Origin of the sequence: Prevotella sp. AM42-24 (genome assembly GCF_003461825.1) — a bacterium.
Classification (GTDB): domain Bacteria; phylum Bacteroidota; class Bacteroidia; order Bacteroidales; family Bacteroidaceae; genus Prevotella; species Prevotella hominis.
This window is the reverse complement of the sequence record NZ_QTXV01000025.1, coordinates 1-13,041: the sequence shown is the minus strand read 5'-3', so window position 1 is coordinate 13,041 and position 13,041 is coordinate 1. Positions and strand designations below refer to the sequence as shown.

Sequence of the window (13,041 nt, the reverse complement as noted above, 5' to 3'; positions counted from 1 at the left end):
AATAATAGAACAGTTCCTGATGCAATAGAACAGTTCCTGATGCAATAGAACAGTTCCTGATGCAATAGGAAAGTTCTCTAAATAATAGGAGTATTCCTGATTAAAATAGAAAGTTCTTGATTCATATATAAAAATGCAAGAGAAGAAAATCAGAGAGCGCATTATTTCGCTCGTCAATAAGGAGGTAGTTCCTGCCATCGGTTGTACAGAACCGATGGCTGTAGCATTGTGTACGGCAAAGGCCGCAACGACTTTAGGCAGACGTCCGGATCGCATCGAAGTGTTCTTGAGTCCCAATATGCTCAAGAATGCGATGGGCGTGGGAATCCCAGGCACGGGAATGATTGGTCTGCCTATCGCAGTTTCGTTGGGTGCCCTCATCGGCAAACCGGAATATGAGTTGGAGGTGCTGAAAGATCTCACTCCTGCCACACTCGAACAGGGTAAGCGATACATCAATGATGCTGATATTGACATCAAACTCAAGCAGGGAAATGTCGATAAACTCTATATCGAGGTAGTCTGCCGTGCTGGCAGCGATATGGCTACGGCCATTATCTCCGGTAGCCATACCCACTTTGTGTATGTGGAGCGCAATGGTGAGGTGGTGATGGATAACCGTGGCGGTCATGGTGGTAGTGATGAAGAGGAGGATGATATCCAACTCAACTTCCGCCTGGTATATGATTTCGCCACTACGGCTCCGCTCGATGAAATCTCTTTCATCCTCAAGACCAAGGAGTATAATATGAAGGCTGCCGAGGAATCTATCAAGGGCAACTATGGTCATTGTTTGGGCAAGACGATGGACCGTCCTTTGAGTCATGGTATCTTCGGCGATAATATTTTCTCGCATATCCTCTCTCGCACAGCTTCTGCCTGCGATGCCCGTATGGGTGGAGCCATGATTCCTGTGATGAGCAATAGTGGTAGTGGTAACCAGGGTATCTGTGCTACCAACCCAGTGGTGGTTTATGCCATGGAGAATGAGAATACTGAGGAAGAACTGATCCGTGCCCTGATGCTCAGTCATCTTACAGCCATCTACATCAAGCAGAGCTTGGGCAAACTCTCTGCCCTCTGCGGTTGCGTGGTAGCCAGCACGGGCAGCAGTTGCGGTATTACCTATCTGATGGGTGGCGACTATACCCGCATCTGCAATTCAGTGAAAAACATGGTGGCCAACCTCACCGGTATGATCTGTGACGGAGCTAAACCAAGTTGTGCCTTGAAGATTTCCTCAGGAGTGAGTACTGCGCTCCTCTCAGCTCTCCTCTCTATGGAGGGCAAGTGCGTAACCTCTGCCGAGGGTATCGTAGATGATGATGTGGATAAGTGCATCCACAATCTGACATCCATTGGTGCTGATGCGATGAGAGCTACCGATGACATGGTGCTCGATATCATGACGCATAAGAGCTGCTAAACTTACAGAAAAGGGGGATGAAATAGCCTTAAAATCCCTCTGTTTTTCTAAATATACAAAAGAAGTATCAAATTGTAAGCGTATTTATTATTTTTGCTTACAATTTGGCACTTCTTTCTTTTTGTGGTTTGTCTTTTTGTAAGCTAATAAAACTTTTAATAACAAAATGCCACTAAAAGTACTCTATATGTTAACAAATTGTTGTACTTTTGCACTCGAAAGATAACAAAGTGTAAACAACAATAAGTGTAATAACATATAGGAGAAAGTAACATGAAAAAGATTGAAGCTATCATCCGTAAGACAAAGTTTGAGGATGTAAAGGAAGCATTGCTTGCCGCCGACATCGAGTGGTTTTCTTACTATGACGTAAGAGGCGAAGGCAAGATGAGACAGGCTCGTATTTATCGTGGTGTCATGTATGATACCAGTAGTATCGAGCGAGTACTTTTGAATGTAGTCGTTCGCGACAAGAACGTAGAAAAAACTATTAATGCCATCCAGGAGGCTGCCCGTACAGGCGAGATTGGTGATGGTCGTATCTTTGTAATCCCTGTAGAGGATACCATTCGCATCCGTACAGGTGAAAGAGGCGACATCGCACTCTATAATGCAGAGCAGGAGAAATAAACTTTGTTGAATAGGAGGAGAGAGATTTTACAACAACCAATCTGAGTCATATAAATGATATTTGAAATCAGATAGCTGATATATTGAAAGATTGGGATAACAACAACACTTTAAAGTTAAAAGATTATGAGTGTACAGGATTTAGGTATTTCATTAGATACCGTGTGGATGCTCTTAGCAGCCATGTTGGTCTTTTTCATGCAGCCGGGATTTGCCCTCTGTGAGGCGGGTTTTACCCGCAGTAAAAACACAGCGAACATCTTGTTCAAGAACTTCGTCGATTTCATGGTCGGTTCTGTTCTCTTCTGGTTCGTCGGTTTCGGATTTATGTTTGGTAGCGATGGTGCTGGTTTTATTGGTATGCCAAACTTTGGCGACCTTTCTTTCTATCATGGTGATCTTCCTACTGAAGGTTTCCTGATGTTTGAAACTGTATTCTGCGCTACAAGTGCTACTATCGTTTCTGGTGCTATGGCAGAACGTACCAAGTTCTCTATGTACTGCATCTATTCATTCTTTATTTCATTGATTATCTATCCAGTAGAAGGTCACTGGACATGGGGTGGCGGCTGGCTTTGCAACGCCGATGCAGGTTCTTTCATGATGGATACCTTCGGTGCTGCCTTCCATGATTTCGCTGGTTCTGCTATCGTACATAGCGTAGGTGGTGTGCTCGCCTTGGTTGGTGCCATCTGTCTTGGCCCTCGTCTCGGTAAGTATCGCAACGGCAAGAGTACTGCTATTCCAGGTCACAACCTGATGGCTGCTGCCCTCGGTGTGTTCATCCTCTGGTTTGGTTGGTTCGGTTTCAACCCAGGTTCTCAGCTCGCTGCTTCTGGTGAGGTTAATCGTGTTGCCATCAGCCACGTATTCCTGACAACCAACCTTGCTGCTGTTTGTGGTGGTCTTGGTACTATGTTTACTTCTTGGATTAAGTATGGCAAGCCATCATTCTCATTGACATTGAATGGTATCTTGGCTGGTTTGGTAGCCATCACAGCAGGTTGCGACTTGGTTAGCCCATTGGGTTCTGCCATCATCGGTCTCTTGGCTGGTATCATTCTGGTATTCTCTATCGAGTTTATCGATACCAAACTTCATATTGATGACCCTGTAGGTGCAAGTTCAGTACACGGTGTGTGTGGTATCTTCGGTACATTGATGACTGGTCTCTTCGCCCTCGACGGTGGTGCTTTCTATGGCGGTGGTTTCGGTTTCTTCGGCGCACAGTGCTTCGGTATCCTCTGTATTGATCTTTGGGCTGCAGTCACAGGTGTGATTCTCTTCTGGGGTATCAAGAAGATTGCTGGTCTGCGTGTTGACAAGCGTATTGAGGAAGAAGGTCTCGATATCTACGAGCACGGAGAGAGTTGCTACAACTAATCTCCCGCAGATAATTTAGAGTTGTATTAACATTAAAATTGTGAGATTATGAAAAAGATTTTAGATATGAAAAAGATGAGTGTATTGGCACTCGGTTTGATTGCTTTTGCTCCTGCTGCTTCTGCTCAGGATGAGGTGGAAACTACCATTGCTGCAGATGTTGTTAGTCAGTATATCTGGCGTGGTCAGGATCTCGGCAACGTATCACTCCAGCCTACTCTTGGTATCGGTTATAAGGGTTTCTCTTTGACTGGTTGGGGTAGTGTAGGTCTTTCCAAATGGGATGACACCAAGGAGTTCGATTTGACTGCTGCCTATTCCACTGGAGGTCTTACCATTGGTATTACTGATTATTGGTTCAATTCAGGTGACGGTCGCTATTTCGAGTATGATTCTCACAAGACTTCTCATGTCTTTGAGGCGAATGTAGGTTATGACTTTGGTCCTGTAGCCTTGAACTGGTACACCAACTTCGCTGGTGCAGATGGTCTCAACAAGAGTGGCAAGCGTGCATATTCATCTTATGTAGAGGCTTCAGCTCCATTCAAATTGGGTGGATGCGACTGGACTGCTACCATCGGTGCCGTTCCTTATGCCACCTCTTCCTATTGTGGTCATGAGGGAGGTGTGAAGGGTTTCGCAGTAACCAATGTTGCTGTCAAGGCTACCAAGGATATCAAGATTACTGATACCTTCAGTGTTCCTGTCTTTGCACAGATTGCAGCCAACCCAAGTAGCGAGAAGGCATATTTGGTTGTAGGTTTCACCTTGCAGCCATAAAGCAGGTTTGCTGAACTTTCGCATATTAGGAAGTTAAAGGAGTTAAGGAAGTTAAGGAGTTAAGACGTATGTCTTGCAGCTTAATAACTACGCCAAAAAGACTATTGTCTTAACTCCTCAGCGACCGTAGGGAGCGATAACTCCTTTAACTTCTGAAATATTTAAAATAATCTCGATGATTCTGTAATAAGAGTTTAAGTTTTTATTATCTAAAGCCGATGGTCTTTTCAGACTGTCGGTTTTTTTTGTGCCTTCCCATTCATTTCTCATTCCTCATTTCTCATTTCTAATTATTCATTGTTCATTTCATTCTTCTTTTTTCTTCTTTCTTGCAATTTGTAATGTAAAAGCAATAAAAATATATCAGATTGAAAGTATATTAAGTAAAAAGTATTATAGTTTGTAATATATAGATTAAAATTAATACAAAATGAAACCATTTCTTTTCTTATTCTATCAAAAAGTAGTAATTTTGCACCCAAAATATAGCAAAATGATATTTTAAGCTAAATGGATAGCATGAAATAAGCTATGATATTGTGTTATAAATAACCGTAAAAGAAAGGAAAGATATTATGTGTGGATTCGTATCTATCTTCAATATTCAGGAACAAACTCCTGAATTGAGGCAGCAGGCACTCCGTATGAGTCAGAAGATTCGTCATCGTGGACCAGACTGGAGCGGCATTTACTGTGGTGGCTCAGCCATCTTGGCACACGAACGACTCAGCATCGTAGATCCGGAGTCTGGACGCCAACCTTTGTTCTCACCTGACAAGAAACAGGTGCTTGCAGTGAACGGCGAAATCTACAATCATCAGAATATCCGTGCCCGATTTGCAGGCAAATACCAGTATCAGACTGGTTCCGACTGTGAGGTGGTGCTTTCACTCTATCGTGAAATGAGACAGGATAGCGACTTCGCTAACTTGATTTACACCGATGAGGATGCCATCCATGCTCGCATCTGCAAGATGATAGAACAACTCAACGGTATCTTTGCTTTCGCACTCTACGATGCAGAAAGAGATGAATTCCTCATCGCCCGCGACCCTATCGGTGTGATTCCACTCTACATCGGATTTGATACAGACGGTAAGGTGCTTGTTGCCTCTGAACTCAAGGCTCTCGAAGGCCAGTGTGATCACTACGAACCATTCCTCCCTGGACATTATTATTATAGCAAGACTCCGGGCATGAAGCGTTATTATACACGCGACTGGTTTGAATACAGTACCATGCTCAAGGAATATCATATTGATGAAAGCAAGTCTGCCGAAGAACAGATGGCTGAGGCTGAGATGGAGGATAGAAAACAGGCTGAGGCTACAGGCGGAAAAACTGCGGTGCAGGAAATTCATGATGCACTCGAAGCTTCTGTCAAGCGCCAGTTGATGAGCGATGTTCCTTATGGCGTACTCCTCAGTGGCGGTCTCGATTCATCTGTCATCTCTGCCATCGCACAGAAATACAGTACTTATCGTATTGAGAATGGTGAACAGACCAAGGCTTACTGGCCACGCCTGCACTCCTTTGCTGTAGGCCTGAAAGGTGCACCAGACCTTGCTAAGGCTCGCCTCGTAGCAGAGCACATCGGTACCGTGCATCATGAAATCAACTATACCATACAGGAAGGTCTGGATGCCATCCGTGATGTCATCTACTTTATCGAGACCTACGATGTGACAACCGTTCGTGCATCTACCCCGATGTATCTGTTGGCAAGAGTCATCCGCAGTATGGGTATCAAGATGGTACTCTCCGGTGAGGGAGCAGATGAGGTATTCGGAGGATATCTCTATTTCCACAAAGCACCGAATGCCAAGGCTTTCCATGAGGAAACGGTCAGAAAACTCGGTAAACTCTATCTCTACGACTGTCTGAGAGCCAACAAGAGTCTGGCTGCCTGGGGTATCGAGGGCCGTGTACCTTTCCTCGACAAGGAATTCCTGGATGTGGCTATGGGCATGGACCCAGCCTTGAAGATGTGTCCGGGCAAGACCATAGAGAAGAAAGTAGTTCGTGAAGCCTTTGCTGATTTGCTGCCAGAGGAAGTAGCATGGCGACAGAAAGAGCAGTTCTCTGATGGAGTAGGTTACTCCTGGATAGATACGCTGAAGCAGATTACCGCTTCTGCCGTGAGTGATGAGCAGATGGCACATGCCGCCGAGCGATTCCCTATCAATCCTCCACAGAACAAGGAGGAGTACTATTACCGTTCTATCTTCGCTGAGCATTTCCCAAGCGACAGTGCTGCCAAGAGTGTGCCAAGTGTACCAAGCGTAGCCTGCTCTACAGCCGAAGCCCTTGCCTGGGATGCTTCTTTCAAAAACCAGAACGACCCAAGCGGACGAGCTGTTGCAGGAGTTCACGAGCAAGCGTATAAATAATTAGAAATATAAATAACCGATATAAAACGAACAAGAAATGGAAAAAGGATTGTACAGTTCAGCCTATGAGCACGATGCGTGTGGCGTAGGTATGGTGGTTAACATCCACGGAAACAAGAGCCATGAGCTGGTCGATAACGCCTTGAAAGTTCTCGAAAATATGCGCCACCGTGGTGCTGAGGGAGCCGACAACAAGACGGGTGATGGCGCTGGTATCATGCTCCAGATTCCACATGAGTTTATTCTTCTTCAGGGTATCCCAGTACCAGAAAAAGGTAAATATGGTACGGGTCTTATCTTCTTGCCTAAAGACGAGAAGAAACAGCAGGAAATCCTCTCTATCATGATTGAGGAGATCGAGCGCGAGGGATTGCAGCTGATGCACCTCCGCAATGTTCCTACCAACCCTGAGTGTCTCGGTGAGGCTGCTTTGAGCAATGAACCTGCCATCAAGCAGATTTTCATCACCGGTGTTACTGACGACAAGGTGCCTGTTTTCGAGCGCACTCTCTATCTCATCCGCAAACGCATTGAGAAACGTGTCAGTGATCCTGATTTCTATATCTGTTCGTTGTCTAATTCGAACATCGTCTATAAGGGTATGTTGAGCAGCCTCCAGTTGCGCCAATACTATCCTGACTTGACCAATAATTATTTCACAAGCGGTTTGGCATTGGTTCACTCCCGCTTCTCTACCAACACCTTCCCTACATGGAGTCTGGCGCAGCCATTCCGTCTCCTTGCCCATAATGGTGAGATCAACACCATCCGTGGCAACCGTGCCTGGATGAAGGCTCGTGAGAGTGTGTTGAGCAGTGAGGCTCTGGGCGATATCCGTGAGATTTCTCCTATTGTTCAGCCTAACATGAGTGACTCTGCAAGCCTCGATAATGTTTTCGAGTTCTTCGTGATGAGCGGTCTGTCATTGCCTCACGCCATGGCTGTCATGGTGCCTGAGAGCTTCAACGACAAGAACCCTATCTCTGAGGATCTGAAGGCTTTCTATGAATATCACTCTATCCTGATGGAACCATGGGATGGTCCTGCTGCCTTGCTCTTCAGCGATGGCCGCTACGCTGGTGGTATGCTCGATAGAAATGGCTTGCGCCCAGCACGCTATACCATCACCAAGAATGATATGATGGTTGTGGCTTCTGAGGTAGGTGTCATGGATTTCGATCCTACTGAGATTGCAGAGAAGGGTCGCCTGCAGCCAGGTAAGATTCTCCTCATCGATACACAGGAAGGTAAGATCTACTACGATGGTGAAATCAAGGAGCGTCTGGCTGCCCAGCATCCATATCGCCAGTGGTTGAACACCAACCGTATTGAACTGGAGAAACTTCGTAGTGGTCGTAAGGTGGAAAACGCTGTGGAAAACCTCACTCGCAAGGAATTGGAATTCGGTTTTGGCGAGGAAGATATCGACGGTACCATCATCCCAATGGCTACCAAGGGTCAGGAACCTACAGCTTCTATGGGTAATGATACTCCGCTTGCTGTGCTTTCCGACCAGCCACAGATTTTCTTCAACTACTTCCGTCAGCAGTTTGCACAGGTTACCAACCCTGCCATCGACTCCATCCGTGAGAACCTCGTGATGAGTCTTACCGAGTATATCGGTAGAGTAGGTTCCGGCATCCTGAACCCAGACGAAAGCAACTGCAAGATGGTCCGCTTGCCACATCCTATCCTGACCAATACCCAGCTCGATATCCTTCAGAATATCCGCTACAAGGGATTCAATACCGTCAAACTCCACATGCTCTTCGAAACCGCCAAGGGCGAAGAGGGACTGCATGAGGCTCTGGATGAACTCTGCAAGCAGGCTGCACAGAGCGTGGATGATGGCTACAACTACATCATCTTGAGCGACCGTGGCGTGGATGAAACCCATGCTGCCATCCCATCTCTGCTCGCCGTGAGCGCCGTACATCATTATCTGATTGATGCCGGCAAACGTGTGCAGACTGCCCTCATCGTAGAGAGCGGTGAGATTCGTGAGGTAATGCACGCAGCCCTCTTGTTGGGTTATGGTGCATCAGCCCTCTGTCCATACTTGACATACGCCATCCTCGACGACCTCGTAAAGAAGGGAAAGATTCAGGAGGATTACCATACAGCCGAGCAGAACTATATCAAGGCTGTGAAGAAGGGCTTGTTCAAGATTATGGCTAAGATGGGTATCTCTACCATCCGCAGTTACCGTGGTGCCAAGATCTTCGAGAGCATCGGTTTGAGCGAGAGCCTCCTGAAGAGCTACTTCGGAACAGAGGTGAGCACCATCGGCGGTATCGGACTTGAGACCATCGCCCGTGATGCCATCCGCCTGCACGACAAGGCATTCGAGACCAAGAAGCTCGACTTCCTGCCAAGCATGGGACAGTTCCACTACCGCAAGGACGGTATCAAGCACGCTTGGAACCCAGAGACTATCGCTACTTTGCAGCTCGCAACACGCAAGGGCGATTACGATCTCTTCAAGAAATATACACATCTCGTTGACGATAAGCAGGAGCCTATCTTCATCCGCGACTTCTTCAGTTTCCGCAAGAATCCTATCTCTATCGACAAGGTAGAGCCAGTAGAGGAAATCGTCAAGCACTTCGTTACTGGTGCGATGAGTTTCGGTGCCCTCTCCAAGGAGGCCCACGAGGCAATGGCACTCGCCATGAACGCCCTCGGTGCTCGAAGCAATACCGGTGAAGGTGGTGAGGATAACGAGCGATTCCACTCTACACAGGATGGTATCAGCCTCTCCAGCAAGACCAAGCAGGTGGCTTCTGGTCGATTCGGTGTGACAACAGAATATTTGGTAAATGCAGAGGAAATCCAAATCAAGGTGGCACAGGGTGCTAAACCGGGTGAGGGTGGTCAGTTGCCTGGCTTCAAGGTCAACGAGGTCATTGCCAAGACCCGTCACTCTATCCCTGGCATCAGCTTGATTTCTCCTCCACCTCATCACGATATCTATAGTATCGAGGATTTGGCTCAGCTCATCTTCGACCTCAAGAATGTGAACCCTAAGGCTGCTATCTCTGTCAAATTGGTGGCTGAGAGCGGTGTGGGTACTATCGCTGCCGGTGTGGCTAAGGCAAAGGCCGACCTCATCGTCATCTCTGGTGCTGAGGGTGGTACAGGTGCCAGCCCTGCATCCAGTATGCGTTTCGCAGGTATCTCTCCTGAAATCGGACTTTCTGAGACTCAGCAGACTTTGGTGAAGAACGGTCTTCGTGGACAGGTTCGCCTGCAGGTGGATGGTCAGTTGAAGAGCGGTCGTGACATCATCCTCATGGCTTTGCTCGGTGCAGAGGAATTCAGTTTCGGTACTGCAGCCCTCATCGTCTTGGGTTGTGTCATGATGCGTAAGTGTAACCTGAATACCTGTCCTATGGGTGTTGCCACACAGGATCCTAAGCTCCGTGCTCACTTCCGTGGCAGTTACAAATATCTCATCAACTACTTCCGCTTCCTCGCCGAGGAGGTTCGTGAGTACTTGGCAGAGATGGGTTACACCTCTTTGAATGATATCATCGGTCATACAGAACTCATCGTTCGCAAGTCTGATGAGGAGATAGTTCCTGCCACAGGTCCTGATGCCGTAGAGCCAGAGGTGGCTAAGAGCATCAAGGAGAAGGCTGACTTGCTCGACTTCACACGTCTCTTGCATCGTGAGACTGGACATTGCTCACTCTATCATACTACCGAGCAGATTCATGATCTCGACAATGTGCTCGACCAGCAACTGATTCGTGGTGCCCAGCGTGCCATCGAAAATCAGGAGGAGGTGAACCTCGACTTCGCCATCAAGAATACCGACCGTGCTGCCGGTGTGATGCTCAGTGGTATGATTGCTGAGAAATATGGTGAGGCAGGTCTTCCTGATAAGACAGTGAATGTGAAGTTCAAGGGTTCTGCAGGTCAGAGCTTCGGAGCATTCTTGGTAAAGGGTGTCGATTTCAAGTTGGAAGGCGAGACCAATGACTATTTTGCAAAGGGACTTTCAGGAGGTCGTATTTCCATCCTTCCTCCTATCCGCAGTAATTTCTCTGCCGAGGATAACATCATCGCAGGTAACACCGGTCTCTATGGTGCCACAAGTGGTGAGTTGTATATCAACGGTAAGGTGGGTGAGCGCTTCGGAGTACGTAACTCAGGTGCCGTAGCTGTCATCGAGGGTGCCGGCGACCACTGCTGTGAATATATGACAGGTGGTAGAGTCGTAGTACTTGGTGAGACAGGTCGCAACTTTGCAGCAGGTATGAGTGGTGGTGTAGCCTATGTATGGGATAAGAACCACAACTTCGATTACTTCTGTAATATGGATATGGTGGAAATCAACCTCGTGGAGGATAGCACCTATCGCAAGGAGTTGCACGAGCTCATCCGTCAGCATTATCTCTATACCGGCAGTAAACTCGCCCGTACCATGCTTGATGACTGGAATCACTACGTAGAGGATTTCATCCAGGTAGTGCCAATCGAATACAAGCGTGTTCTCCAGGAAGAGCAGGTAAAGAAGTTGCAGCAGAAGATTGCGGATATGCAGCGAGACTATTAATAAAGGTAAAAAGGTAAAAGGGTAAAAAGGTAAAAAGAGCCTTAGCCCCTTTCCTTTTACTTTTAAATTAATAATAGAGGTAACATAAGGTTTAAGTAAATAGCAACAAGCAGTAAGCAAGAATGTTCTTTTTACCTTTTTACCTTTTTACCCTTTTACTTTTAAATTAACAATAGAGGTAACATAAGGTTTAAGTAAATAGCAACAAGCAGTAAGCAAGAATGTTCTTTTTACCTTTTTACCTTTTTACCCTTTTACTTTTAAAACGATGGGAAATCCAAAAGCATTTTTGACTATACCTCGCAAGGAAGCAGGTTATAGACCAATTCACGATAGAATCCTCGATTTCAGCGAGGTAGAACAGACATTGAATAGCAACGACCGCCGTCAGCAGGCTTCCCGTTGCATGGATTGTGGTGTGCCTTTCTGCCACTGGGCTTGTCCATTGGGCAACAAGGCACCGGAGTGGAACGATGCCCTCTACAAGGGCGACTGGGAGTTGGCTTACCGACTCCTCAATTCCACCAACGACTTCCCAGAGTTCACAGGACGCATCTGTCCTGCACTCTGTGAGAAGGCATGTATCTTGAATCTCATGGACCATGAGCCAACCACCAACCGTGAGGATGAGTGCGCCATTGTGGAGCACGCTTTCTCTGAGGATTATGTGCATGTTGAGATTCCAGAGCGTAATGGCAAGACCGTGGCAGTCATCGGTGCCGGTCCTGCAGGATTGGTAGCTGCCAATCAGCTGAACCACAAGGGATATAAGGTAACAGTCTTTGAGGCACGTGAGAATGCCGGTGGCTTGTTGCGCTATGGTATTCCAAACTTCAAGCTCAACAAGAGTATCATCGACCGCCGCCTCCGTCTTCTCGAAGAGGAAGGCATCGAGTTCAAATACAATCAGCAGATAGATGTCACCAAGTTGCCAGAGGGCTTTGATGCCTACGTGGTATCTACGGGTACTCCTACAGCCCGCGACCTGAAGATTCCTGGACGAGAATTGAAGGGTGTATATTTCGCCCTCGAACTCCTCTCTCAGCAGAACCGAGTCCTTGCTGGCATGGAGTTCTCTAAGGATGAACTGGTCAACTGCAAGGGCAAGGATGTCTTGGTCATCGGTGGTGGTGATACAGGTTCCGACTGTATCGGTACGGCTCATCGTCAGGGTTGCAAGAGTGTAACTCAGATTGAGATCATGCCTAAGCCAGTAGAGGGTCCTGAGGATCCTAAGAATCCTTGGCCAAACTGGCCTCGCACACTGAAGACTACATCCAGCCATGAGGAAGGCTGTACACGTCGCTGGAACATCAACTCATTGGAGTTCCTCGGCAAGAATGGAAAGTTGACGGGTGTGAAGGTTCAGCCTATCGATTGGAAGCCAAACCCAGAGGGCGGTCGCCCATTGATGGTAGAAGCTGGAGAGCCAGAAATCATCAAGGCAGAGGCTGTATTCTTGGCCATGGGCTTCCTGAAGCCACAGCAGCCTGAGTTTGCAGAGAATGTCTTCGTGGCAGGTGATGCAGCAAACGGAGCTTCTCTGGTAGTAAGAGCTATGGCAAGCGGAAGAAAGATTGCAGCTCAGGTAGATAAGTTCCTGACTCGATAATTCCCGGATATATTATCGGTTATTTTTAACTATAAGTAAGTGGTGGGAGGCCAGACCTTGAGATGAGGTTTGCCTCCCTTTTTATAGCCATTACTTAGTAATACCTTCAATGATATTGACCAGAAATAACCATGACCAAATGACCACTGTTCTAAAAGTGATTATTCCGTTCAGGTCATAAACAATGAAAGCCCCCAACTATCACAGCTGAGGGCTTACTTTATGAAGACATACTATTAATTTAAACAGTTGAAAACTT

At 46.9% G+C, this 13,041-nt stretch carries 7 protein-coding genes; all 7 read left to right on the top strand.

Annotated elements, in window-relative coordinates; all coding sequences use genetic code 11:
* Positions 1-133 precede the first annotated feature (133 nt).
* The 7 genes from DW917_RS08915 (at position 134) to DW917_RS08885 (ending at position 12,782) form a co-directional block, all read left to right on the top strand.
* Positions 134-1,426, top strand: a complete 1,293-nt coding sequence (locus DW917_RS08915; protein WP_118117931.1) for a serine dehydratase subunit alpha family protein — start codon at positions 134-136, stop codon at positions 1,424-1,426.
* Between the two features lie 273 nt (positions 1,427-1,699).
* Positions 1,700-2,056, top strand: a complete 357-nt coding sequence (locus tag DW917_RS08910) for a P-II family nitrogen regulator (RefSeq protein WP_118066115.1) — start codon at positions 1,700-1,702, stop codon at positions 2,054-2,056.
* Between the two features lie 126 nt (positions 2,057-2,182).
* Entirely contained in the window at positions 2,183-3,439 is a 1,257-nt protein-coding gene (locus tag DW917_RS08905) for an ammonium transporter (protein WP_118117929.1), read from the top strand.
* A gap of 48 nt (positions 3,440-3,487) precedes the next feature.
* Positions 3,488-4,219 (top strand): hypothetical protein, encoded by a 732-nt coding sequence (locus tag DW917_RS08900; RefSeq protein WP_199545525.1) that lies wholly within the window; start codon positions 3,488-3,490, stop codon positions 4,217-4,219.
* 575 nt (positions 4,220-4,794) lie between these two features.
* Positions 4,795-6,609 (top strand): asparagine synthase B, encoded by a 1,815-nt coding sequence (gene asnB, locus DW917_RS08895; protein WP_118117927.1) that lies wholly within the window; start codon positions 4,795-4,797, stop codon positions 6,607-6,609.
* A 37-nt stretch (positions 6,610-6,646) separates the two neighbouring features.
* A complete protein-coding gene (gltB, locus tag DW917_RS08890; protein WP_118117925.1) occupies positions 6,647-11,170 on the top strand; it encodes a glutamate synthase large subunit in 4,524 nt (1,507 codons plus the stop codon).
* Between the two features lie 268 nt (positions 11,171-11,438).
* Positions 11,439-12,782, top strand: a complete 1,344-nt coding sequence (locus tag DW917_RS08885) for a glutamate synthase subunit beta (RefSeq protein ID WP_118117923.1) — start codon at positions 11,439-11,441, stop codon at positions 12,780-12,782.
* Positions 12,783-13,041 lie beyond the last annotated feature (259 nt).

Bases quoted from the DNA above. Each gene is read 5' to 3' on its own strand.
- DW917_RS08885 (WP_118117923.1), top strand. From the start codon at position 11,439: ATGGGAAATCCAAAAGCATTTTTGACTATACCTCGCAAGGAAGCAGGT.
- DW917_RS08910 (WP_118066115.1), top strand. From the start codon at position 1,700: ATGAAAAAGATTGAAGCTATCATCCGTAAGACAAAGTTTGAGGATGTA.
- gltB (WP_118117925.1), top strand. From the start codon at position 6,647: ATGGAAAAAGGATTGTACAGTTCAGCCTATGAGCACGATGCGTGTGGC.
- DW917_RS08915 (WP_118117931.1), top strand. From the start codon at position 134: ATGCAAGAGAAGAAAATCAGAGAGCGCATTATTTCGCTCGTCAATAAG.
- DW917_RS08905 (WP_118117929.1), top strand. From the start codon at position 2,183: ATGAGTGTACAGGATTTAGGTATTTCATTAGATACCGTGTGGATGCTC.
- DW917_RS08900 (WP_199545525.1), top strand. From the start codon at position 3,488: ATGAAAAAGATTTTAGATATGAAAAAGATGAGTGTATTGGCACTCGGT.
- asnB (WP_118117927.1), top strand. From the start codon at position 4,795: ATGTGTGGATTCGTATCTATCTTCAATATTCAGGAACAAACTCCTGAA.